The sequence below is a fragment of the Comamonas sp. C24C genome (assembly GCF_053345995.1).
Genome location: NZ_JBKFBC010000006.1, coordinates 1 through 24,662, shown reverse-complemented (window position 1 = coordinate 24,662; position 24,662 = coordinate 1). Strand labels below are relative to the sequence as shown.

The 24,662-nt window shown below is 62.0% G+C and carries 20 protein-coding genes; 13 read left to right on the top strand and 7 right to left on the bottom strand.

Going from position 1 to position 24,662, the window contains the following annotated elements:
* Positions 1–198: 198 nt before the first annotated feature.
* The 4 genes from ACLBXN_RS12470 to ACLBXN_RS12455 all read right to left on the bottom strand — a co-directional run bounded on the left by ACLBXN_RS12470 (position 199) and on the right by ACLBXN_RS12455 (position 4,446).
* Positions 199–1,197, bottom strand: coding sequence for a Bug family tripartite tricarboxylate transporter substrate binding protein (locus tag ACLBXN_RS12470; protein ID WP_211456894.1), 999 nt, complete (start codon positions 1,195–1,197; stop codon positions 199–201).
* 142 nt (positions 1,198–1,339) lie between these two features.
* Positions 1,340–2,284, bottom strand: a complete 945-nt coding sequence (gene rpoH / locus ACLBXN_RS12465; protein ID WP_034404796.1) for an RNA polymerase sigma factor RpoH — start codon at positions 2,282–2,284, stop codon at positions 1,340–1,342.
* A 177-nt stretch (positions 2,285–2,461) separates the two neighbouring features.
* On the bottom strand, positions 2,462–3,382 hold the full coding sequence (locus ACLBXN_RS12460; protein ID WP_447612332.1) for a LysR family transcriptional regulator: 921 nt from the start codon (positions 3,380–3,382) through the stop codon (positions 2,462–2,464).
* Between the two features lie 50 nt (positions 3,383–3,432).
* On the bottom strand, positions 3,433–4,446 hold the full coding sequence (locus tag ACLBXN_RS12455; RefSeq protein WP_447612331.1) for a tripartite tricarboxylate transporter substrate binding protein: 1,014 nt from the start codon (positions 4,444–4,446) through the stop codon (positions 3,433–3,435).
* A gap of 110 nt (positions 4,447–4,556) precedes the next feature.
* On the opposite strand from ACLBXN_RS12455, the gene ACLBXN_RS12450 reads away from it, so the two are divergent.
* Positions 4,557–6,314: an IlvD/Edd family dehydratase gene (locus tag ACLBXN_RS12450; protein ID WP_447612330.1), complete on the top strand. Its 1,758-nt coding sequence runs from the start codon at positions 4,557–4,559 to the stop codon at positions 6,312–6,314.
* A gap of 6 nt (positions 6,315–6,320) precedes the next feature.
* Positions 6,321–7,007: a GntR family transcriptional regulator gene (locus ACLBXN_RS12445; RefSeq protein WP_447612329.1), complete on the top strand. Its 687-nt coding sequence runs from the start codon at positions 6,321–6,323 to the stop codon at positions 7,005–7,007.
* Positions 7,008–7,015: 8 nt separating this feature from the next.
* On the opposite strand, the gene ACLBXN_RS12440 is transcribed toward ACLBXN_RS12445, so the two are convergent.
* Entirely contained in the window at positions 7,016–7,831 is an 816-nt protein-coding gene (locus tag ACLBXN_RS12440; RefSeq protein WP_447612328.1) for a 3-keto-5-aminohexanoate cleavage protein, read from the bottom strand.
* Entirely contained in the window at positions 7,831–8,748 is a 918-nt protein-coding gene (locus ACLBXN_RS12435; RefSeq protein ID WP_447612493.1) for a 3-hydroxyacyl-CoA dehydrogenase family protein, read from the bottom strand. The genes ACLBXN_RS12440 and ACLBXN_RS12435 overlap by 1 nt, the downstream gene beginning before the upstream one ends.
* Before the next feature lie 442 nt (positions 8,749–9,190).
* On the opposite strand from ACLBXN_RS12435, the gene ACLBXN_RS12430 reads away from it, so the two are divergent.
* From ACLBXN_RS12430 to ACLBXN_RS12405, 6 genes are all read left to right on the top strand, one after another.
* Positions 9,191–9,712, top strand: a complete 522-nt coding sequence (locus ACLBXN_RS12430; protein ID WP_343678382.1) for an RNA polymerase sigma factor — start codon at positions 9,191–9,193, stop codon at positions 9,710–9,712.
* Between the two features lie 119 nt (positions 9,713–9,831).
* Complete coding sequence (locus ACLBXN_RS12425; protein ID WP_447612327.1) at positions 9,832–10,854, top strand: FecR family protein; 1,023 nt, start codon at positions 9,832–9,834, stop codon at positions 10,852–10,854.
* Between the two features lie 136 nt (positions 10,855–10,990).
* Positions 10,991–13,843: a TonB-dependent receptor domain-containing protein gene (locus ACLBXN_RS12420; protein WP_447612326.1), complete on the top strand. Its 2,853-nt coding sequence runs from the start codon at positions 10,991–10,993 to the stop codon at positions 13,841–13,843.
* An 83-nt stretch (positions 13,844–13,926) separates the two neighbouring features.
* Entirely contained in the window at positions 13,927–16,440 is a 2,514-nt protein-coding gene (locus tag ACLBXN_RS12415) for a PKD domain-containing protein (RefSeq protein WP_447612325.1), read from the top strand.
* A gap of 70 nt (positions 16,441–16,510) precedes the next feature.
* A complete protein-coding gene (locus ACLBXN_RS12410) occupies positions 16,511–17,116 on the top strand; it encodes a biliverdin-producing heme oxygenase (protein WP_447612324.1) in 606 nt (201 codons plus the stop codon).
* Entirely contained in the window at positions 17,109–18,467 is a 1,359-nt protein-coding gene (locus ACLBXN_RS12405; RefSeq protein ID WP_447612323.1) for a tetratricopeptide repeat protein, read from the top strand. The genes ACLBXN_RS12410 and ACLBXN_RS12405 overlap by 8 nt, the downstream gene beginning before the upstream one ends.
* A 44-nt stretch (positions 18,468–18,511) precedes the next feature.
* On the opposite strand, the gene ACLBXN_RS12400 is transcribed toward ACLBXN_RS12405, so the two are convergent.
* Positions 18,512–19,456, bottom strand: coding sequence for a LysR family transcriptional regulator (locus ACLBXN_RS12400; protein WP_043008695.1), 945 nt, complete (start codon positions 19,454–19,456; stop codon positions 18,512–18,514).
* Between the two features lie 115 nt (positions 19,457–19,571).
* Here ACLBXN_RS12400 and ACLBXN_RS12395 point away from each other — a divergent pair, with 115 nt between their 5' ends.
* The 5 genes from ACLBXN_RS12395 to ACLBXN_RS12375 form a co-directional block, all read left to right on the top strand.
* Positions 19,572–20,549 carry a Bug family tripartite tricarboxylate transporter substrate binding protein gene (locus tag ACLBXN_RS12395; RefSeq protein WP_447612321.1) on the top strand — a complete coding sequence of 326 codons (978 nt, stop codon included), beginning with the start codon at positions 19,572–19,574 and terminating at the stop codon, positions 20,547–20,549.
* A gap of 2 nt (positions 20,550–20,551) precedes the next feature.
* The gene (locus ACLBXN_RS12390) at positions 20,552–21,601 is read left to right on the top strand and encodes a 4-hydroxythreonine-4-phosphate dehydrogenase PdxA (protein ID WP_447612320.1); all 1,050 of its coding nucleotides are present in this window, start codon (positions 20,552–20,554) and stop codon (positions 21,599–21,601) included.
* A gap of 60 nt (positions 21,602–21,661) precedes the next feature.
* The gene (locus ACLBXN_RS12385; protein WP_294258336.1) at positions 21,662–22,834 is read left to right on the top strand and encodes an L-rhamnonate dehydratase; all 1,173 of its coding nucleotides are present in this window, start codon (positions 21,662–21,664) and stop codon (positions 22,832–22,834) included.
* An 11-nt stretch (positions 22,835–22,845) separates the two neighbouring features.
* Positions 22,846–23,775, top strand: a complete 930-nt coding sequence (locus tag ACLBXN_RS12380) for a dihydrodipicolinate synthase family protein (protein ID WP_447612319.1) — start codon at positions 22,846–22,848, stop codon at positions 23,773–23,775.
* 114 nt (positions 23,776–23,889) lie between these two features.
* Positions 23,890–24,662: aldehyde dehydrogenase family protein (locus ACLBXN_RS12375; RefSeq protein WP_447612318.1), on the top strand; the 773-nt coding region annotated here is incomplete at its 3' end.

The following is a 24,662-nucleotide window of genomic DNA, read 5'->3' as shown; positions in this document are numbered from 1 at the left end:
GGCATAGCGTAAACCCATGCCTGTCGGGCGCATGATAAAGGACGCCGCGGTAGCTCTCGTTGATACCCGGAGTAGCTTCAGCGTGTGGGATGGAGGAGAACTGGCGCCCCTCATCTGCGTGACAGCGAGCAAGCGCCGCCGCGCAGCGAGGCTGCGGTCCCCCTCGTGGGAAGCCGCAAAGCGGCTCAGGGGGCGTGTTTACTGCGCCGTGATGCCCTGCTCGCGAATGATGGTGCCCAGCGCCTTTACGTCCTGCTGGATGCGGTTGCTCAGGCCTTCAGGCGAACTGCCCACGGCTTGCCAGCCTTGCATGGACAGCTTCTGGCGCATTTCTGGTGTGCGCACGATCTCGCTGACGGCCGCCGCCAGCTTGTCCACATGGGCCTTGGGCATAGACTTGGGCGCTGCCACGGCGTTCCAGATTTCCAGGTCGAAGTTGTTGACGCCGAGTTCCTTGAGGCTGGGCAGGCCGGGAGCCAGCGGACTGCGTGCGGCAGAGGTCACGCCAATGCCATGCAGCTTGCCGGCCTGAATCTGCGCCATGGCCAGTGCCGGAGGCAGCATGGACAGCTTCAAATCGCCACCCTGAATGCCGTTGAACACCTGTGGGTAGCCGGTATAGGGCACATGCACGGCCTTGATGGCCGAGCGGCTCTTGAGCAATTCCATGCCCAGATGGCCCACGGTACCGACGCCGGGAGAACCATAGCTCCATTTGTCGCCAGCCTTGGCGGCCGCTTCCATGAAGGCCTTGCCTTGAGGGGCCGACGAGGGGGCCACCAGTACCAGCGGCGCCACACCGATCAGGCTCACGGGCTGCAGATCCTTGATGGGGTCATAGCGCACAGCGGGGTTGAGCATCTTGGCAATGGTCATATTGCCGTTGATCATCACGCTGAAGGTATAGCCGTCGGCCTTGGCCACGTATTCACCGGCGATATTGCCGCCTGCACCCACACGGTTTTCCACGATGATGGTCTGGCCCAGCTTTTTTTCCAGAGGCTCGGCCAGTGCGCGCGCGCTCAGATCGGGCGAGGAGCCAGCAGGGAAGCCCACGATCAGGTGCAGGGGCTTGTCGGGCCAGTTGTCAGCCGCCACGGCGGCCGGAGCCATGGCAGTCGCCATCATGGCGACGCCTGCAGCAATCAGGCTGCGGCGGGACAGACTCTTCAGAATTTGCGAAGTGCGAATAGGCATGGCAGGTCTCTTTTGAATTTTTGATGGGTGATCGGTGTGCATGAAAACATGCATCGATTCCGAAAAATAAAAAACCCGGAAATTATCCGGGTTTGAGGTTCAGCATTTCAGCCTTTTAATGACTTGGTGCGCAAGTTGGCGTTTACGCAAACTCGGCCAGCGCTTTTTTCATCTTTTTCATGGCGGCTACTTCAATCTGGCGAATGCGCTCGGCGCTCACGCCATATTCGGCAGCCAGCTCATGCAGTGTCATGCCGCCGGAGCCGTCGTCATTGACCTTGAGCCAGCGTTCTTCAACGATGCGGCGGCTACGGTCATCCAGGCCCTCTAGGGCCATGACCAGACCATCGGTCGCCAGATGATCGCGCTGACGCGATTCCAGCATGGCGGTAGGCTCGTGGCTGGCATCGGCCAGGTAGGCGATGGGGCCGAAGGCCTGCTCTCCGTCGTCGCTGGGAGAAGGATCCAGCAGCACATCGCCGCCGGCCAGACGGGTTTCCATCTCGATGACTTCCTCGCGCTTGACGTTGAGCTTGGCAGCGACAGCGTCAATTTCGTTCGAAGTCAGGGTTTCGCGCAGGGCCAGTTCATCGTCGGCCATGGCGGCGTCGGACTTCAGGTCATGCTTCATCGAGCGCAGATTGAAGAACAGCTTGCGCTGGGCCTTGGTCGTGGCGACCTTGACCATGCGCCAGTTCTTCAGAATGTATTCGTGGATTTCCGCCTTGATCCAGTGCATGGCGTAGCTGACCAGACGCACACCCTGATCGGGGTCGAAGCGTTTGACAGCCTTCATCAGTCCCACATTGCCTTCCTGAATCAGGTCGCCGTGAGGCAGGCCATAACCCAGGTACTGGCGCGAGATGGAGACGACCAGACGCAGGTGAGACATCACCAGACGCCCGGCGGCGTCCAGATCATTGTGTTCTTTGAGCTTGCGAGCGTAGTCCTGCTCTTCCTCAAGGGTGAGCATTGGCATACGATTGACCGCCGAGATATAGGCATCCAGGTTGCCCAGCGGAGGTACCAGCGCCCAGGGGTTCGCGGGCGCCAAGGCAGTAGCAATGGAGCCGGAGGCAGTTTTCATTGCAGGTTTCCTTTCTTCCATGATCTTCATATTAGCACTCCGTTAGAGAGAGTGCTAAAGACAAAGTTCCCACAGCTTTTGTTGGTTTTCTAATGGCGCAGGCGGCCAGTAGCGATTCATGGAGAATTCTTTGCATTCCCTTCGACGCCGGCCTTTTTCGGCATCTGGAGCAGTGCTCTAGCTGGAATGAGAGGCCAGGTTGTGCAGGTTCGCTCTGATTAATGTCTCTAATTTCCTAGCCGCCGAGCTTCGAGGTGCGTGGCGGCGCATCACCATGCCCAAGGGACGTTGAATTCCAGGAGCCGACAAAGGAATCTGCGCGAGGCGGTCGGCCTGTAGCAGCGATATGGCAGTTTCGGGTAATGCACTGATCCCCAGGCCCGCGCTGACCAGAGCTCCTATGGTTGCAATATGGTCAACTTCAAAGACAGGAGCAAAGTAAAGCCCTTTTGAGAGCAGATTCGCATCAATGTACTGGCGGACGCTGGCAGAGCTGGGCATGGAGACATGCGGATAGTCCAGAGTGGTCTCGATCGGGACGGGGCCTGCCTGCTTTGAAAGAGGATGGTCATCGGGACAGATGAGAAAGAACTGGTCCTCCATCAGTTGCTCATAGGCGAGGTCTTCCTGTTTGGGATCGGCTGCCGTGAGCGCAAAGTCGACCTTGCCATCACGAACGAGATCAAACGCCGGGCCCGACAAGGTATCAAGCAAGGCAAGGCGCACCCCGGGGTGAATCCGCGTGAATTCGGCAAAGACCTTTGGCAGCAGCGAGGCGGCCAGAGAGGGAAGTGCGGCAACGGTCACCGAACCTGTTCTGAGCTGTACGGTGTCCGTCACGGCGCGCAAGGCACGCTGCGTGTCGCGCAAGATCTCCTGGGCATGGGCGATAAAGACATGGCCCGCATCGGTCAGCTCGACGGCGCGAGTGGTGCGCTCAAACAGTCTTGCCCCGATCTGGGCTTCTACACGCGCAATCAGGGCCGACAGCGCAGACTGCGAAAGGTGAACCTGGAGGGCGGCTTGGCCAAAGCTCTTGGTCTGGCTCAGAGCGACCACCGCCCTCAGGTCTTTGGTTGATAGATTGGCTTCCACCACCGCAGTATAGGTAGCGGAGCTGCAGCTTTTTGCAGCTCCGCCATCTGGGCTTATTCAGCCTTGATGTCGCTATCTTTGATCAATTTGGCCCACTTGGCGTACTCGGCATTGATGATCTTGGCCGACTCTTCAGGCGTGGTGTAGGTGGCAATGGCGCCCTGGGCGAGCATGGAGTCCTTGACATCCTGCTTGGACAGAATCACTTTCAGCGCCGAATTGACCTTCTGAATGACTGCAACTGGCGTTCCTGCGGGAGCCGAGAGTGCAAACATGGAGCTGACCTGCATGTCTGGAAATCCGGCTTCCACCACAGTAGCGATATCTGGAACCGAGGCGACGCGTTCTTTGGTTGTGGTGGCCAAGGCCCGGAGCTTGCCTGCCTTGATCTGGCTTTGTGCGGCAGGAACGGTGTCAATCATGGCATTGATCTGACCGCCGAGCAGGTCGGAAAGAGCGGGGCCGCTGCCTTTGTAGGGCACATGAACGACTTCCACCTGCGTCTGGCGTTTGAACATCTCGATCGAGAGATGCTGGGGCGAGCCATTGCCTGCGGAAGCGAAGGTGACGCTGCCAGGGCTGGCCTTGGCAAGGGCCACCAGTTCCTTGACGGATTTCGCCTGAACATTGGGATTGACCACAAATACCAGCGGAACGCTGCCAACCACCGAGATGTGAGCGAAGCTCTTGTGGATGTCAAAAGGAGTCACCGCAGGCGTTAGCGCTGCATTGATGGTGTGGCTCGTGAAGGCGCCCATCAGCAAGGTGTAGCCGTCGGCAGGTGATTTGGCGACTTGACCCGCCCCCAGACTGCCACCAGCTCCGGCACGGTTATCGACGACGAACTGCTGCCCGAGCGCATCTGAAAGCTGCTTGGCAAGAACGCGGCCGATGACATCGGTCGCTCCGCCCGGTGCATAGGGAACCACCAGCCTCACGGGTTTGTTGGGGTAGTCGGTCTGCGCAATGGCTGCTCCCGATGCGCCGGCTGCGACGAGGGCGGTTGCAAGCAGGTTAACGAGCTTGCGGTGGCGCATGCCCGGATTGACGGGTTCTGTGGGTTTCATGAAGTCTCCTTAGGGTTTTCAGGTATGCGCTTTCTTGTTCGAGCGCTCGATTTTTCTTTTAATCAATAATATTATTAATAATCAATGCATCAACAATGGTTAACCCTTCCATGACGAACAAGCCAGACCTGCAAGCCACGATTCATCCGGAAGCCGCATCGAGCGGCATCTCCAAAGGACTCACCAACTACGGTGATCGCGGCTTCTCTCTTTTTTTGCGCAAGGCCTTCATCAAAGGAGCGGGCTATACCGACAAGGCGCTGGACAGGCCTGTGATCGGTATCACGAACACCGGCAGTTCCTACAACCCTTGTCACGGAAACATGCCGCAACTGATTGAGGCGGTGAAGCGCGGCATCCTGATGGCCGGTGGGCTTCCCATGGACTTCCCGACCATCTCCTTGCACGAGAGCTTTTCCCAGCCGACCAGCATGTATCTGCGCAACCTCATGTCCATGGACACTGAGGAGATGCTGCGAGCGCAGCCCATGGATGCGGTCGTGCTGATTGGGGGGTGCGACAAAACAGTGCCGGCTCAGCTGATGGGCGCGGCTTCGGTCGGACTGCCGGCGGTTCAGCTGGTGACCGGCTCCATGCTCACCGGATCGCATCGAAGCGAAAGAGTGGGAGCCTGCACCGATTGCCGACGCTACTGGGGTAAATTCCGTGCCGAAGAAATTGATGCGGAGGAAATCTCCGACGTCAACAATCAGCTCGTCGCCAGTGTGGGCACCTGCTCGGTGGCGGGCACTGCCAGCACGATGGCCTGTATCGCAGAGGCTCTGGGAATTGGCCTTCCAGGCAGTGCGACGCCTCCCGCGGTCACTGCCGACCGCATCCGGATTGCTGAACGATCCGGTGAGGTGGCCGTGCACATGGCGCGTACAGGATTGAGCATTGACAAGATTCTCACGCCAGCTGCTTTCGAGAACGCCATGCGCGTGCTGCTGGCCATGGGAGGCTCGACCAATGCCATCGTGCATATGGCCGCGATCGCAGGTCGTTTGGGATACGAGCTGGATCTCAAGGCCTTGGACGTCATGAGCCGCAATACTCCTGTGTTGCTCGACCTCAAGCCGTCCGGCGACCACTACATGGAGGACTTTCATGCCGCGGGCGGCATGCATACCCTGCTTCGAGAGCTCAAGCCCCTGCTGCATCTGGATGCTTTGACCGTGACGGGGCGTACCCTGGGCGAGGAACTGGAGGCGGCAGGTCCCGGCTTCAAGCAGCATGTGGTGAAGACTCTGGATGCCCCTTTGTATCCACAGGGCGGCATTGCCGTGCTGCACGGCAATCTTGCTCCAGGAGGAGCCATCATCAAGCAGTCCGCGGCCAACCCCGAGCTGATGGAGCATGAGGGCCGTGCCGTCGTCTTCGAGAATGCGGAGGATTTGGCCGCCCGTATCGACTCGCCCGAGCTGGATGTTCGGGCCGAGGATGTTCTGGTGCTCAAGAATATCGGTCCCAAAGCAGCGGCGATGCCTGAAGCGGGTTACCTGCCCATTCCCAAGAAACTCGCTGCTCAAGGCGTTAAAGACATGGTGCGTGTCTCCGATGGCCGTATGAGTGGCACTGCTTTCGGCACCATCGTCCTGCATGTGACGCCCGAGGCGGCGATTGGCGGTCCCCTGGCCTGGGTGCAAACCGGGGACAGAATTCGCCTGTCGGTGCGCGAGCGCTGTATTGAATGGATGGTCAGTGAGGAAGAGCTGGCTATGCGTCAGAATGCCAAGCCTGTTCAAGTTCCTGCGGCAGAGCGTGGTTACGCGCATCTGTTCAAGAAAACTGTTTTGCAGGCTGATCGTGGCGCAGACTTTGATTTCTTGACTGCGACGCAGCGCAAGGGTTCGATTCCAAGGAGTTAAGTTCATATGCCGACGGGCGCTTTTGCCAAGGAGCGCCGTCCATCCGAGGACGGTGCATCCATGATTGCCGCGACATTGGAGGAAGATATTGTTCTGGGCCTCTTGGCTCCCAGAGTGCGTCTTGTTGAAGACGAGCTGATGGAAAGGTTCGCAGCCAAACGCCATGTGGTGCGAGACGCGCTGGCTCAGCTCGAAAGCGCTGGCCTGCTTGAGCGCAGACGCAATATTGGCTCCATGGTGAAGGCTTTCAGCAGAGATGAAGTCATTCATCTCTATGAAATGAGAGAGCTGCTCGAGCTGGAGGCGATGCGCAGAATTGCGCTGCCTCTGGACCGTGATGCCCTGGAGCAACTCAGGCGCATTCAGGCCGGGCACGACGCAGCGATCCAGCAACAGGATCCGCGCGGCATTTTTCGAACCAACCAGGAGTTTCATCGGCTTTTGTTTGCTCAATGCGGCAATGTTTTCTTGTCGCAATCCATCGAAGACTTCGCCCGCCAAACGCATGCGATTCGATTTGGAACGCTGATGTCCAGAGACCGTCAGCTGCAATCCCAACAGGAGCATCACGAGTTGCTGGCGGTACTGGCGCAGGGGGAGGGGTCGAGGGAGCGCCTGATCCGTCTGACGGCAGAGCATCTTGTGCCTCCAAGAGATCACTACTTGAAGACACAAGAGGCGCTGCTGCCTTGAAGTGCTGCTCAGTTCAGGAACAGGCTGCGAATATCGTGAGCCGTGGCCAGAGGGCGGCCCAGCGCTGCGGCCCCCTGGCAAACCTGTGCGACCAAGGCGGCATTGCTTGCCGCCGGCTCACCACTCTTCAGGAACAGGTTGTTCTCGAAGCCGACGCGTGCATGCCCTCCAAGGCTTGCTGCAGCCATCGCGCATGCATTTTCCTGAGGGCCGAAGGCGCACATCGCCCATGGATAGACATCGTCATGGGCATTCAGGAACGGCAGCAGATCGATGGGCGAAGAGGTCTGACCGGCGGAGTAGCGGCCCAGTACAAAAAGCAGAAACCATTTGTTTTCCGGGATGATTCCGCCTGCACGCAGGCGTTGCCAGGCCTGCACGTCCGCCACGTCATACAGGATGATCTGGGTCATCACATTGCTCTGCTTGAGCCATGTGAAGAAAGAGCGGATATCCGCTTCGGGAACTTCAGGTTTGAGTATCTCGCGCAAGCCGACGGAGATCGCTTCCGGCGCCGTTTCTCGTGCGACCCGCATCTGCTCGTATGGCTGGTAGACCTGAGCCGCTTCAGTGGTGACCTGAACCACCAGTTCCTGGCCCACCGCTTTGCGCACTGCGGCAGTGGCTTCAAGGTAGGCGTGGGCATCGAGCAAATGCTTGCCGTCAGGCTTGCGCACATGCATATGAATCATGGACGCACCGGAGTCCAGGCATTCCTTGGCGGTCTGTGCCAGATCGGCGGCAGTCAATGGAACCTCAGGGTGCTGTTCCCTGGTCTTGTAGGCTCCGTTGGGAGCAACGGTGATGATCAGCGGTGTATTCATCATGCGCTCTCTTCTTGCTCTGCGGCATCGCCCACGGCAGGCAACTCGCTTTTGAGAAGTTCGAGACCTGCCAGCAGTGTCCTCTGGTAGCGCTGTTTCTCTTGGGCGATGCTCTCTGGAGTCCACTTGAAAAAACCTTCACCGGACTTCATGCCGAACTTGCCTTCAGCCACTCTTTGCGACAGGCATGGGCTAGGCTCCTTGTCGGCCGCCAGAGACGGATACATCGTCGCTCCAGCGGCGCAGTGGACTTCCAGACCCGCATGGTCTCGCTGAAGCACGGGACCTGCTGCGAGAAAGCGGAATCCGAAGCCAAAGCGCACGGCTGAATCTACGTCTTCGGCTGAAGCAATGCCCGCTTCAATCAGTGCAAACGCCTCGCGAGCCAGCGCGTGCTGAAGACGGTTTGCCAAAAAGCCCGGCAAGTCCTTCTTGACCAGCACCGGCACCATGCCGCACTGGCGCATGAAGGCATGAAGGTTCTCTGCGCATTCCATGCGGGACGCCTCACCGCACACCACTTCAACGAGAGGCGTCAGGTGCGCAGGCATGAAGAAATGCAGACCCAGCATGCGTTCCTGTGTTTGCAGGCCTTGTGCAATTGCGGTAATGGGAAAGCTCGAGCTGTTGCTGGCCAGCAATGCATCCTTGCGGGCGCGCTGCTCGAGTTGCCTGAAAAGCGCTTGCTTGATGTCCAAACGCTCCGGGATGCATTCGATCACCAGGTCCACAGAGTTCCAGTCAAGCTCGTCCAATGACGATACGACGGACAGCCGAGCAAGGTGCTGAGCCGCGCCCAGCTGGATCAATCCCTCACGGACTCGCTCAGGGACTTTGGCGGCCCGGTCGGCATCGGGTTCGATCACCGTCGTGCTGCAAGCTCCGCGGCAAAGAACGACCGCGACATCGGCTCCCATTGTTCCGCCGCCAATAACCACAGCGTGTGAACGCGAGGGGCGGAAAAAATGCCCAGGCGCTCTGAAAATCGTTTGCTTCAACGGGTGTCTCCAAGTTCTAAAAATCCTGGAGGCAGTCTGGATGCTGGCAATAAATTTGTTAAGCAAATTTATTGGGATGACTATCCTGTTTCGTAAATATATGAATGTGCCCCTGCCGAGCGCAAATCAGCGATGGAGAGCCGGGCAGGACGCAGGCGCGGCGGCTTCGCGTCAACCTATCAAGAGCGTTGCCGGTAGATCCGGTTTTCCGGCAGGAATATGTTTGCCAGAACCTGCCTGCACCGATCTTCGAGAGATGCATCGCAGCGTTGGCCGCTCTCCGGAAAACGGATTGATTCAGTTGCCAAGAAATCATGAAGGCATATATTTCATTCGAGATGAATGAGATTCATTCGCAATGATGGCTACAATCCACGCCTTCATCATGCCCAGCGATCCTCAAAGCACTTTCATTGCCCACCGCCGGGAATTGCTGGCCTGGCTCATTCACCGCGTGCACGACATGCATGTGGCTCAGGACATGCTGCAGGAGATCTTCCTGCGCTTCATCGAGGTCACGGCGGCAGCACCTGTGCAGGACGCCCGGGCCTATCTGTTCCAGATGGCGCGCAACATGCTCGTCGACATGGCCCGACAGCAGGAGGCGCGCAAGACGGCAGCGGTTGCGCCAGAGGAGCTGGTGCACATCGAGGACACCGCTCCAGGACCGGATCAGTCATTGGCCGGCCGTCAGCGTCTGCTGCAATTGGCCGAGGCGCTGCAGGAGTTGCCGCCACTGACGCAAGACATCTTCATGCGTGTGCGGGTGCATGAACAAAGCTATCAGCAGGTGGCCGATGCGCTGGATATATCCACCAGCTCGGTACAGAAGCATCTGGCGCGAGCCCTGGCTCATGCCATGGCGCGCTTGCCGCTCCACTGAAGTTCTGCAGTATTTCAGAGCGCCGGATATACACCCTGGATGAAAATTACTGGTTTGCCAATGCTTGAACGTCTTCCCATCATGCTCTCCCATCGTTTGTATTCAGACGGCAGCTTTTTGTGAATCTTCCATCTCAACCCACACCTGTGCCCGATGCGTCTGACGACATCCGCCTGCAGGCAGCTGCCTGGCTGGTGCGCCGTGCGGACGAGGACTGGCTGCCGGAGGATGAGCAGTCCTTGCAGCGTTGGCTGAATGCGGATGCTGCCAACCGGCAGGCTTATGCCCATGCCCAGCGCATCTGGGCCGAACTGGGGACGCTGGGGCAGTCGGGGCTGCTGCCGGAGAAAGGCGCGGATGCCGTTTTGAAGAGCAAGCCTTTGCGGCAAGGATTGGTGCGGCGACGCCTGCTGTGCCAGGGCGCCGGGGCTGCGATCCTGGCGGCAGGTGCCTTGTGGATGGGCGCAGGCAGCCAGATCATGCTGGCTTTTGAGGCGGACCATCGCACCGGAGTGGGGGAGCGGCGCGAAGTGGCGCTGCCCGATGGCAGCCGCGTACATCTGGGCGGCGACAGCGCCGTGGCCGTGCGTTACGACACAAGGCAGAGACAGGTGACTCTGCTGCGAGGCGAAGCCTTGTTTGACGCAAAGCCCGTGAATGCGTCCGGTGGGCCTGATGCGGAGCGGCGGCCTTTTGTGGTTGCTGCAGCCGACGGGCGTACCCATGCGCTGGGCACCCGCTTCATCGTCGAGCGACTGGACACAAGAACGCAGGTGACCGGTGTGTTCCACCAGGTGGAGGTGTCGCTGGACCATGTGCCGCAGGATGCGGTGGTGATATCGCCGGGTCAACGCGTCAGCTACGACAGGCAGGGCATGACTGCCTTGCAGGTCCTAGGCGAGGATGCCGGCCAGTCCTGGCAGCGCGGGCTGCTGGTCTTCGAGCGCGTGATGCTCGCCGATGTGGTGGGGCGCCTCAACCGCTATCACACCAGCCGTATCGTGGTGCGAGACCAGGCGCTGGCGCAGCGGCGCGTCAGCGGTGTCTTTCTGCAGTCCGATGCTCACGGTGCCGTGCAGGCCATCGCTCAGGAACTGGGCGCGCGCCTGCTGCAGCTGCCAGGGCTGGTGATACTGATCTAAATAATTGAAAATAATTTTGATTCGTATTTACTGAATCTCACACGTCAACCGTCTCCTTTGAAGAGAGGCATCGCGGAGCGCACTTGGGAATTGGGTGTCGCGTCTGCCTTGCGGTCACAGAACTTCAGAGGACGCCATGAACCGATGGGCAACAGGAGCCGACAGTGCTCTGCCGCAGACATACAGTCGCCAAGTCAACGAGCACGCCAAGGGAAGTCGCACAGCCATCGCCATGGCGATAGGCATGGCCTTGCTGGGGCAGGCCTGGGCCGCCGAGAATCCGGCCCGGCCTGCTGCAGCGGCACAGGCCGATGCAGCTCAGGAGCGTGTCGAGTTCGATCTGCCCAGAGGAGATCTGGGTCAGGCTCTGGTGGCTCTCGGTGCGGCGGCCGGACTGCGCCTGGTCTTCGATCCGCAGAAGTTGCAGGGCCTGTCCGCTCCTGCTGTGCGGGGTGCGATGACGCCGGGCGAGGCATTGACCCGGCTTTTGCACGGCAGCGGCTTCGCGCATGTATTCACGGGCAATGGCGTGGTGCGTTTGAAGCCCGTGTCCGGACCCTCGGCAGAGGCCGCTTCAGCCGCAGAGACACAGGAGGATGAGCCGCCAAGCCGCATCATGTCAACCGTGCTGGTCCTGGCCGATGCCGAGCGGGATGAAAAAGACCGACAGTACCGCACGGCAGGCTCCAGCAATGTGCTCAAGCGCGAAGACATCGAACGGTTTCGCGGCACCTCGGTGGGAGATATCTTTCAGGGCACGCCCGGCGTGCTGATTGGCGAGAACCGCAACAGCGGCGGGCTGGATGTGAACATACGCGGCATGCAGGGCCAGGGGCGCGTGCCCGTGCTCGTCGATGGCGCACGCCAGGAAACCACGGTCTACCGCGGCTATGCGGGCGTGGCTTCGCGTTCCTATATCGACCCCGATCTGATCGGCGGAATACAGATCGAAAAAGGCCCGGTCATGGGGGCGCAGGGAACCGGTGCGGTGGGGGGGCTCGTCAGCGCCCGCACCCTGAATGCCGATGACATCGTGCGCCCGGGTCAGACCTTTGGCATTCGTCTGCGCGGCAGCCTGATCGGTAACAACAGCGGCTCGGCACCTGCGCCGGGGACCAAGGCAGGCTTCAATACCGGAGGCAGTTCCAGCAACGGAACGGGAGGCGTCTATCGCACCAACTGCGTGATTGCCAGCCTGTGCGAGGGGCCCTTCGACATCGCCAATGTGGTGCCGCCTTCGGAGAGCATGAACCGGCCCGGTCTGATGCAGCCCAAGAGCTGGGCGGGAAGCATCGCGCTGGCCAAGCGTTTCGAGAAGGCCGATATCGTCGCGGCCTACGCACGCCGCAGCCAGGGTAACTATTACGCGGGTACCAAGGGGCCGGTGCCAGCGCTGGACCTCTCGGAAACCTATAACCGCGGCTTCTATACCGAGGTCGTTCCCAAGGTGGTGGGGGCCACGCGTTTCCGCGGTGGCGAGCGCATTGTCAACACCAATCACGAGAACGAGTCGGTCCTGCTCAAGACGCGCCTGTACCTGCCCAATGACCAGGAGCTGGAAGCCGGCTATATGCGCTACACCAGCACCTATGGCGAGCTGATGCCGTCCCAGCTGCTGTGGCTGGGTCAGGTGGCCCAGACCTCCAACAGCAAGGTGACCGCAGACACCTATACCCTGCGTCACCGCTGGAACCCCGAGAACAATGACTGGCTGAACCTGACCAGCAATCTCTGGCACACCAACACGGACAGCCTGAATCAGAACTACTCGGAGGAAACCGTCAACGAAATGTTCGGCGCCGGTTCCGAAAACTACAAGCGCTGGGGCTTCGACGTCAGCAACAGCATGCGCTTTGCCAGCGCCGGCGGTATCAAGCTGGACTACGGACTTGCCGCGCAGCTGGAGAAAGTCAACGGCGTTGCCACCGGCAACATGCTTAGCTCCGGGGGGCGTCTGGGGCGGCGCACCGAATGGAGCCTGTTCACCGATCTTCAGTGGAAGCCTCTGCCCAGCGTGACCCTGGGGGCCGGGCTGCGCCATACCCGCTTCGAGTCGCGCGATGACAAGCCCATGCTGGTCAGCCCCGACAGCGCCTACTGTGTGGACAGCAAGGGCACGGGCAGCTGTGATCCGCTGATGATGAACAGCCGCAACAACGGCACCTCGCCCATGTTCAGCGCGCTATGGGATGTCACGCCCAGCGTGCAGCTTTACGCACGCCATGCACGTGCCATGCGCATGCCCAGCCTGTTCGAGACCACGGCGGGCTACTCCGTCTCTCCCTCGCAGGACATCCACCTCAGGCCGGAGCGCACGCTCAATCGCGAGATCGGCATCAACTTCCTCAAGGATGGGGTCTGGCGCAGCAGCGACAAGCTGCGCGCCAAGCTCGCCTACTTCAGCAACACCACCAAGGACTATCTCACCCGTACCTTCCCCAACACCTGGGAAGAAGGCTCCGGCCGCCAGTTCTTCACCCTGCGCAATATCGAAAGCGTGAGCTTCGACGGTTTCGAGGTTTCAGGCTCCTACGACATGGGGCCGGTCTTCATGGAGGCCAGCGGCACGCGCTATACCTTCATCGAGACCTGCCACTTTGGCAGTTTCCGGCGCTACACCTGCACCGACTACGGCATCGCCAACAGCTATGTCAACAACATGATTCCGCCCAAATGGCACGCCAGTGCCCTGCTGGGAGCGCGTCTGCTCGAGCGCAAGCTCACCGTCGGAGTACGCGGCACCTTCATGGGCAAGCGCAATCCGACCCCGGAGTTCAACAACGAAACCGCCCAGGGCTTCAACCAGGTCGTGCCGTGGCACTCGTATGTGCTCTGGGATGTCTTTGCCAGCTACAAGCTCAGCGACCGCGTGAACGTGGACTTCAACGTGGACAACGTGACGGATCGCTATTACCTGGATGCCCTGAGCCTGGGCATGGTTCCGGCGCCCGGGCGCACGGCACGCCTGAGCGTGACCCTGCAGTTCTGAGCGTGCATGGCACGCCTGCCTGCGTGCCTGCCTTCGATTCTTTCGCAGCATCAGCCTGCTTTATTGCAAAGGAAATTTCAGCCATGAAATTCTTGTCTCGCCATGTCCTTTGGGGTCTTGGCCTTTCCATGCTCCTGGCCGCCTGTGGCGGCGGAGGAGGCGGAGGTGATGATGGTGGCGGCACGGGCAGCCTCAACCGCCCCACGGCCCGTATCACGGCCTCCGCTGCCACGGCGAGCGCAGGCGACACCGTCACTTTCGACGGCTCTGCGAGCACGCCTGCCAATGGCAGCACACTGACCTATCAATGGAAAGTCACGGAGCGTCCTGCTGGCAGCACGGCCGCGCTGGCGACACCGACTGCAGCGACCTCCAGTTTCGCGCCCGATCTGCCCGGCAGCTACAGCATCAGCCTCGGTGTGAGCGATGCCGTGACCTCGAGCAACGAGGTCAGCGTCAAGCTGGAAGTCCGCAATCCCAATCCGGTGGCCGTGACGTTGCCCGAGCTCGCGCAGCTGGTCAACACCACGGTGCAGCTGGACGGCACGGCCAGCCAGCCGCCCGCAGGAGGCAGCGCCGCCGACCTGCGCTTCAACTGGACGCTGGTGGAAAAGCCGGATGGCAGCAAGGCCGAGCTGGACAACCCTCATCTTTCCCAGCCGCGCTTTTTGCCCGATGTGGTGGGCCTTTATCGCGCCACGCTGGTGGTCACGCATGGCAGCAAGAGCAGCCAGCCGGTGACGGTCAGGATCAACGCCAACCAGATGCATACGGCTCCGGTGGCCATGGCCGGCTCGAATATCGACAATGCGGTGCGCGGTCAGCGCGTGCAGCTCGACGGCTCGGCCAGCACGCATGCGCAAGGTAGCAGCCTGCAATACCGCTGGTTCTTCGCGCCGGCCGGTCGGCCCTGGGGTTCTCAGGCCGTGATCGAGGGCAGCAATACGGCCAGGCCGACCCTGGTTCCGGACTTTGCCGGCACCTATCGCTTGACGCTGGTGGTGTACGACGGAACGACCACGGCATTCAGCGGAATTCAGATCAAGGTCAAGAAGCCGGACGGCGCGCCCAACACCAAGCCGGTGGCCGTCATCTCCCGTCCTTTCGGCAAGTCTTTCGAAGCGGAACTGGGCACCTCCATCGTCCCCATCGGCGCCTATTCGCAGGACAAGGACGAGGACACGCTGACGCGTGAATGGACACTGGTGTCCGCGCCTGCCGGCTTTGATGCCGCAAGCAAATTCAACCCCACCTGGGGCAATTTCACGGGCACGCATTACGGCAACTACGTGGTGCAGCTGCGCGTGAATGACGGCAAGGAGTGGAGCGAGCCGGTGACGCAGAGCTTTACCGTGCTCAACGGTGCCAACCGTCCGCCGGTGGCCAAGGCCGCAGTCATGGGTGGCGCGACTGCCATTGGCGTGGGCACCACGGTCACATTGACGGGCGAGGCCAGCACCGACCCCGACAACAACCGCATGAGCTATGCCTGGACCCTGCTGGACAAGCCCGATGGCAGCACCGCCAAGCTCAGCAATGCGGCAGCCATGAACCCCAGCTTCGTAGCCGACAAACCGGGTCCTTACTCCTTCTCGCTGATCGTGACCGACGAGCATGGAACGCCCAGCTCCGACGGCGTCTCCACCCTGGACACCCAGCTCAGCCTGAACGTCAAGACCAAGAACAACACGCCCATCGCGCGTCTTGCAGCGGATGTGCTCTACACCCAGGAGCAACCCCTGGTCATCGGGAAAACCGGCAGGGAGCTGCGCTTTGGCGATTCGCCGGATGCTGCGGAGATCTGGAACAGCTTCCTGTTCAACGGCAACGGCTATGACCCGGATGGCGACATGCTGACCTATCTGTGGACCCTGTCGCGTGAACCCGCAGGCAGCAAGCTCCAGGTGCCAGAAAACATCTATATGTGTGGCAACACCGGCAGCAACCAGTGGCCTGGTGCGACGGTCTCCACGTTTGCGAACTGGATTCAGAAGAGCCTGGCCCTGCGCCAATGGACCTGCCCCGACCGTATCGGCATTGCGCCTACGGTGGCCGGTGCCTATGAGCTGCAGCTGGCAATCAGCGACGGCATGGCATTTGCCGGTCCTTTTGCCATGACGCTACACGCCGTGGAGCGCCAGAACTACCCCAGCCTGCTGCTGGAATACCTGGGGGCACCCACGATCTCGGGCACGCTGGGCGAGCAATCGCATCCCAACCGCCTGCCACAGCAACTGTTCCCCTATGCTTCCGTGCAGAGCCCCTCATTCCCCATCTGGCAGCATGAGCTGACAGGCGGTGTGCCGATGGCGGTGCAGCGCTATCGCCTGACGGCCTATGGCGGTGACTACACCATCGCTGATCTGGCCGCCACTTCGGTGCTGAGCGGTTATGCACTGAGCTTCCAGGGGCTGAGCAACGGTCAGGTGATTCGCAAGGGTGAGACGGTGGAGTTCAGCCTGCGGATGCAGGTGCCGTCTCCCGTGCCAGCGGCTGCCGATCTGAACAAGGCCAGCGAGGGCATGCAGTGGTCCTTCCGCATTGCCGAGAAGAGCGGCTGGACCTTCAGCCACAAGCCCTTCATCTTCCCCTATTGATGACAGCGCAGGCGGGCACCGGATCCAGAGGACTCGGTGCCCGCCTTCTGGATGGAAAGCGGAATTTCCGATGGATATATCGACGATAGAAGCCCAGGGGCTGAGCGCCTTGCTGCGCTCGACCTCCCAGGCCAGCCATGGCGCGCTGGATCAACGCATCATGGCCGCCAAACCGTTTGCCAGTCGCGAGAGCTATGCGCAATTTCTGAGGGTGCAGTATCTCTTTCAGCGCGATGTGGCGGCCCTGTTTGAGCAGCCGGAACTCAATCGACTGCTGCCTGGTCTGGCCGGGCGCCAGCGTTTGAGTGCGGTCACCCGCGACCTGGGCGATCTGGGCCAGGCCCTGCCGCAGGATCTGCACGCACCGGTGTTCGCGCCGGGTGCTGCCGTGGACCTTGCCACGGCCCTGGGCTGGCTGTATGTGGAGCAGGGCTCCAACCTGGGAGCGGCCTTTCTGCTCAAGGCAGCCGCAGCACTGGAGCTGAATGCCGAATTCGGCGCGCGTCATCTGGCACCGCACGCGCAGGGACGAGCCCCGAGCTGGAGGGCCTTCAGCGCCCAGCTCGATGCCGTGCCGCTGGACGCTGTGGCCAGGGAGCGTGCGGCTGCAGCCGCGCGAGCTGCGTTTCTGACGGTACATGGCTATGTGCAAACGCATTGCGAGATTCATGTCTAGGCCGACCCGGCTTCCGTCCTGGGCCGTGCTGCTGTCTCTGGTGCCGCTGGCGCTGCTGATCAGTGTGGCTGCCAGCCCGCCATTGCTGGCTCAGACTGCGCAGTGGCAGAGCCTTTACGACAAGGCCTTGCGCCAGCAGGACGAACAGGCATATGGGCCAGCCGAGCAGAGCGCACGTCAGGCACTGGAGCTGGCCGAGCAGCAGCGCCAGGGCCAGCGCCCCTATGTGGCCAGCAGCCTGAATCTTCTGGGGCTGATCCAGCAGGCCCGAGGCCTTAAGGCCGAAGCCGAGCAGTCTCTGCTCAAGGCGCTGGAGCTGAATCAGGCCAGCCTGGGCACGCATGCCAATACCGCATCCGTGGCCTGGAATCTGGGCAATGTGCAAAAGTCCATGCAGCAGCCGCGCGAGGCAGTGCAGAGCTATCGGCGGGCTCTCGAAGTGGCGCAGGCCCTGCCGGCCGATGCGGTCTCGCTGGCGCTGCGCGAAAAAGTGCTGCAGGCCCTGGGCGATCTGCACGCAAGTCTGGGCGAGCATGACCAGGCGCAAACCTATCTGCAGCAACTGTCGACCTTGCCGGTCGATGTCGCGGCCCAGGCCGATGTGGCGACCCGCGTGCAAGCCCTGTTGGCCCTGGCACATAGCCAGGAGCAGCAGGGCCGCTTGCAGCCAGCGCAGCAGGCCTTGGACCAGGCAATGGCGCTGCAGCAGCAGGCAGGTGAGGGCAGCAGGAATCTGGTGCCGGTTTTGCTGGCCCGGGCCAGGCTGCACCACCGAGAAGGTGACGATGCGAAGGCCGCCTCGCAGTACGAGCGCGCCAGGGAGGTGCTGATGCAGCAGGATCCGCAAGCCCTGGTTCTGGCCCAGGTGCTGAACGAGCTGGGCCTGTGGCGGGCGCAGAGCAAAGACTATGCGCAAGCCCATGCATTGTTCGAGCAGGCGCAGGCCATTGCCGACCGGCATGCACCCGATGTGCGGTGGCAGGCGCATCTTCTGGCCAGCCGTGCGCGCATGGCCGAAGCCCTTCGCCACGAGGAGCAGGCGCAGACGCTATATGCCCAATCGCTGGTGCTGTACCGGCAGCAGGAAGATTCCGAGGCCCGGGTGGGCGAGGCTGGCGTGCTCAACGGCCTTGCCGGTCTGGCCTACCGCAAGCGTCGTTTCCAGGAGGCGCAGCCCATGTTCATCGAGGCCTTGGGTTTGATGGAGCAGGCGCTGGGTGGCAGCGATGCACGCCTGCTGCCGCTGCTGGATAATCTTGCCGCCTTGCACCGCAGTCTGGGCCGGCCCGGCGAGTCGGAGCATGCGCGCCGGGCGGCGGCATTGCGCCGGGAGCTGGACCTGGACGGCTAGTGCTGTCTCGGGCCTGGACACGGGGCGCCGATGACGACCCTTGTTCAGGCTGCTGCGTCGTGACGGTGCAGCAGATCCAGGAACATCTGTGCCGAGCGGCTGATGGGCCTATCCTTGCGAACCAGGCTGCCGTAGGCCTCCAGACTGTGCTTGGTCCGATACGGCAGGATATGCAGCATGCCGTGCGCGGCATGAAGGTCCGCCACCGTGCGCGGAATCACGCCCACCATATTCGAGCTTCGCACCAGATTGATGGTGGTGAGTATGGAGCCGGTTTCGATCAGGCCGCGCGGCAGCGGCAGACTGTGCTCGCGGAACTCCTGCTCTATCAAGCTGCGCATGGGGCTGCCAGGCGGCTGCATCACCCAGCCATGTCCCTGCAAGGCCTGCAGACCGGGCCGCTGCAGCGACAGCAGAGGGTGCTCCTTGCGCACGATGAAGGCCAGTTGCTCGTCGTCGATCGGGCAAAAGCGGCAATCGCTGCCCGCTTCATTCGTCATGCGCCCGACGACCACCTCCAGCACTCCCTCACGCAGCTGCGCCAGCAAGCGATCGCTGGTGTCCACGGCCACTTCCAGCTCCAGCAGGGGCAGCTGCTGTTTCAGCTCCAGCAAGGCCTGGGTGAGCCGCCCGGGCGATGCGGCCATGATGCTGCCTACGGCCAGCCGCCCCGAGCTTCCCTGGCGCAGCTCTCCCAGTTCGCGATTCAGGGCCTCGATATTGCCGCGCAGCGAACGGAAATATTCCAGCACCCGCTCTCCGGCCGCATTGCGCTGCAGCCGACGGCCCACGCGCTCGAACAGCGGCTGGCCCAGGGCGTCTTCGAGTTCCTGCAGCATCTTGGTGGCTGCCGGCTGGGTCAGACCTAGTTCGGCCGCTGCAGCACGCAAGGTCTGGCGCTCGTCGATGGCCAGTATCAAGGCCACCTGACGCATGCGCAGCCGGTTCAGCAGCTGTGGCGTGTTGTCGCGTTTGTCTATCGATCCCATGGCATGGCTTCTTATTGCTTCAGGTTATCGATTAATCAATAACTTTCAGTTTACGCATATCAGCGGCTTCCCTAGGATCGGGCTGCGATGAAATAAAAAAGCCAAGGAGACAAATGTGCAAAGACGTCATCTACTTTCCATAGCCGCTGTGTGCGGCGCCGCCGCGCTGCCCTGGCAGGCCCAGGCACAGGACTCGGCTAACTGGCCCGTCAAGCCCGTGCGCATGCTGGTGGGTTCTGCGCCCGGAGGCGGCACCGATGCCATGGCCCGCGCCGTGGCCGACAGGCTGGGGCCGCTGCTCAAGCAGCCGGTGATCGTGGAGAACCGGCCCGGCGTCTCCAACACGCTGGCGGTGGACATGACGGCCAAGGCCACGGATGGGCACACCATGGTCATGGGCGTGGTCACGGCCCATGCCATCGCGCCGCATCTGCTCAAGCTCGGCTATGACAACAACCGGGATCTGGTTCCCGTGGCCTTTGTCGGCTCGGTGCCCAATGTGCTGGTGGTGGGCAACTCCGTTGCCGCCAACACGGTGGCGGAGCTGGTGGCCATGGCCAGGAAGAATCCCAACCAGATCAATTTCGCCAGTAGCGGCACGGGCAGCACCCAGCATATCGCTGCCGAGGTGTTCAAGGATGCCGCAGGCATCCAGATCACCCACGTGCCCTACAAGGGCAGCGCCGCGGCCCTGGTCGATCTGGTCAGCGGCCAGGTGCAGATGAGCTTCGACACCATGCCCTCGGTCATAGGCCAGATCAAGGCTGGCAAGCTGCGCGCCCTGGCGGTCACTTCGCCCCAGCGCAACCCTCAGCTGCCTCAGGTGCCGACCATGGCCGAAGCGGGTCTGCGCAATGTGGAAATCAGCGCCTGGTACGGCATCTACATGCCGGCCTCCACGCCCAAGGCGGTTCAGCAAAAAGTGCATGACGAGGTCAACAAGGTCATCGCCATGCCCGAGACCAAGACCCGTCTCGAAGCCGTGGGTGCCGAGCTGCGGCCCATGGCTCAGGCCGACTTTGGCAGTTTTCACCTCGCCGAGTACAAGCGCTTCGGCGACATCATTCGCAAGAACAACATCAAGCTGGACTGAGCATGAGCAAGGCTTCTCTTCCCGTTGTCGCCCTGACCCTGGGCGATCCTTCCGGCATCGGCGCCGAACTGATTGCGCGTTTGCTCGCCAGGCCGCAAGCCACCGAGCAGGCGAACCTGGTGTTGATAGGCGATCCATGGCTCTGGGAGCAGGGCCAGCGCATCGCAGGCCTGCAGGTGGCAACCGTGGCGCTGGCCGATCTGTCGGCTGCGCGCGAGCGTGCTGATACGCGGCTGCCGGCCTTTGTGGCCGTGGACACCGTCGCCCAGGCCGATGTGGTGCAGGGACAGGTGGGGGCGGCAGGCGGCCGTTCGGTGCTGCAGGTGCTCGACCAATGCATGGATGCGGCCCTGGCCGGCGATATCGACGCCATCTGCTTTGCGCCCTTGAACAAGCAGGCCATGAAGCTGGGCGGTCTGCGCCACGAGGACGAGCTGCACCACTTTGCCGAGTACCTGGGCGTGACCGGCTACTTCTGCGAGTTCAACACGCTGGGCGATCTCTGGACCTCGCGTATTTCCTCCCACGTGCCGCTCAAGGATGTGGCCGGCTATCTGAGCCAGGAGCGCATCAGCCAGGCGGCCGAGCTGATCTACAACGCCCTGCGCGCCAGCGGCCTTGCTGCTCCCAAGGTGGCGATTGCCGGCTTCAACCCGCACAATGGCGATGGCGGAACCTGCGGCCGCGAGGAAATCGACATCATCGCGCCCGCCGTCCAGGCCCTGCAGGCGCGCGACTGGCCCAGCGATGCGCCGTTCCACGGCCCGTTCCCGGCCGACACGATCTTTCTCAAGGCCCAGGCCGGCGAGTACCAGGCCATCGTGACCATGTACCACGACCAGGGCCAGATCGCCATCAAGCTGCTGGGCTTCTCGCGCGGGGTGACGGTGCAGGGCGGCCTGCCGATTCCCATCACCACACCGGCCCACGGCACGGCCTACGACATCGCGGGCCAGGGCAGGGCCAATGTGGAAGCCACCTGGCAGGCGCTGCAGATTGCCGCACGCATGGGGGCCGCGCACCGTGACCGCCAGGCTGCCCCAGCCGTCTGAGCCTACTTTCCGGGCGGCTTGGGCCGCCTGTCTTACTCACTCTTTTCTTCCGAGGTCTGTATGAAGATCAAGTCCGTCCGCGCCCGTGTCTTTGAATGGAAGGGCAAGACCGTTCCGCCCCAGGGCAACTTCTGCTCCAACGCCATGGATCTGGTGTACTCCAACACCGAGTCCATGAGCACCTTCCGCTTCCATTCGTGGACCGTGGTCGAGATCGAAACCGATGACGGCATCATCGGCCTGGGCAACGTGGCCCTGGCGCCCAAGGTCGCCAAGGCCATCATCGACGAGTACCTGGCGCCCCTGGTCATCGGCCAGGACCCCTGGGACTACGAATACCTGTGGCAGCGCATGTACCGCGCCACCCATGCCTGGGGCCGCAAGGGCGTGACCATGGCCGCCATCTCTGCCGTGGACCTGGCCATCTGGGACATCCTGGGCAAGAGCGTGAACAAGCCCGTGTTCAAGCTGCTGGGCGGGCGCACCAAGGAAAAGATTCCCTGCTACTACAGCAAGCTCTACCGCACCGACCTGAAAGAGATGCAGGACGAAGCACAGAAATTCCTGGATCAGGGCTTCAAGGCCTTCAAGATGCGCTTCGGCTACGGGCCCGCCCATCTGCAGGACGGTGTGCGCGAGAACCTCAAGTCGGTGGAGGCCATCCGTGAAGTGATCGGCTACGACACCGACCTGATGCTGGAGTGCTACATGGGCTGGAACCTGGAGTACGCCAAGCGCATGCTGCCCAAGCTGGCCAGGTTCGAGCCGCGCTGGCTGGAAGAGCCCGTGATCGCCGACGACATCGACGGCTATGCCGAGCTCAACGCCATGAACATCATCCCCATCTCGGGCGGCGAGCACGAGTTTTCGCTCTACGGCTTCAAACAGCTGCTGGACAAGAAGGCCGTCTCCGTCGTGCAGTACGACACCAACCGCGTGGGCGGCATCACGGCGGCGCACAAGATCAATGCCCTGTGCGAAGCCTATTCCGTGCCCGTGATCCCGCATGCCGGCCAGATGCACAACTACCACCTGACCATGAGCACGCTGGCCTCGCCCATGGCCGAGTACTTCCCCATTTTCGACGTGGAAGTCGGCAACGAGCTGTTCTGGTACATCTTCGACGGCGAACCGGTTGCCGACAACGGCTTCCTGCAGCTGCGCGACGACGTACCGGGCCTGGGCCTCACGCTCAAGACCGAGTACCTCGACCAGTTCCACATCATCGAGTAAGGAGCCGCAGCATGCCCGGACTCTTCAATCCCCGTTACCGGGGCATCTTCCCCGTCGTGCCCACCACCTTCCACGAGGACGGCACGCTGGACCTGGCCAGCCAGAAGCGCTGCCTGGACTTCATGATCGACTCGGGCGTGGACGGCCTGTGCATCCTGGCCAACTTCTCCGAGCAGTTCCTGGTCTCGGACGAGGAGCGCGAAATCCTCACGCGCACGGCCCTGGAGCATGTGGCCGGCCGTGTGCCCGTGATCGTGACCACCACGCATACCAGTACCAGAATCTGCGCCGAGCGCAGCCGCCGCGCCCAGGACATGGGCGCCGCCATGGTCATGGTCATGCCGCCCTACCACGGTGCCACCTTCCGCTTCGGCGAAGCCCAGGTGCAGGCCTTCTACCAGGGCGTGTCCGACGCCATCGACATCCCCATCATGGTCCAGGACGCGCCGGCCGCGGGCACGCCGCTGTCGCCGGCCTTTCTGGCCCGCATGGCCAGGGAGATAGCGCAGGTCAGCTACTTCAAGATGGAAACCGCGGGCGCGGCGAACAAGCTGCGCGAGCTGATCGCGCTGGGCGGCGAAGCGATAGAAGGCCCCTGGGACGGCGAGGAAGCCATCACCCTGCTGGCCGATCTGGAGGCCGGCGCCACGGGCGCCATGACCGGCGGCGGTTTTGCCGACGGCATTCGCCCCATCATCGAGGCGCACCGTGCAGGCGACAAGGACAAGGCCTTCGAGCAGTACCAGCGCTGGCTGCCGCTGATCAACCACGAAAACCGCCAGGCCGGTTTCCTCGCCGCCAAGGCGCTGATGAAGGAGGGCGGCGTGATCGCCTGCGATGCGCCGCGCTCGCCCTGGCCGCCCATGCATCCCGAGGTGCGACGCCAGTTGCTGGACATTGCACGCCGGCTGGATCCGCTGGTGCTGCGCTGGGCCCGTTGAGACCACTATGAATACAGGAGCTAGTTGCGCTTGTTTATTAAAGAATTCAGATACTTTTCATACTGAATTCTATGAATAAATTGCGCAGCAAGCTCCTCTATCAAGAGCATATCCATGACCCAACACCACAACCTGATCAACGGCCAGTGGACGGCTGCTGACAGCTACTCCCCCAACACCAACCCCAGCGATCTGTCCGATGTGATCGGCGAGTACGCCCAGGGCGGTGCTGAGGACGTGCAGGCCGCCGTGGCCGCCGCTGCTGCCGCGTTCCCGGCCTGGTCCACCTCGGGCATCCAGGCGCGCTCCGACGCCCTGGACAAGATCGGCACGGAGATCCTGGCGCGCAAGGCGGAGCTCGGCGAGCTGCTGGTCCGCGAAGAAGGCAAGACCCTGCCCGAAGCCATTGGCGAAGTCGGCCGCGCCGGCCAGATCTTCAAGTTCTTTGCCGGTGAATGCCTGCGCCTCACTGGCGAGACCGTGCCTTCGGTGCGTCCCGGCATCGGCGTGGAAATCACGCGCGAACCCATCGGTGTGGTCGGGCTGATCACGCCCTGGAACTTCCCCATCGCCATCCCTGCCTGGAAGATCGCCCCGGCCCTGGCCTTTGGCAACTGCGTGGTGCTCAAGCCCGCCGACCTGGTGCCCGGCAGCGCCTGGGCTCTGGCCGACATCATCCATCGCAGTGGCATCCCCGCCGGCGTCTTCAACCTGGTCATGGGCCGCGGCCGCGTGATCGGTGAGGCCCTGGTCAACCATGCCGACGTGGCGGCCATCAGCTTCACGGGCTCGACGGGCGTGGGCCGCGGCATTGCCGAAGCCTGCGTCAAAAGCGGCAAGAAGGTGCAGCTGGAAATGGGCGGCAAGAACCCCCAGATCGTGCTGGA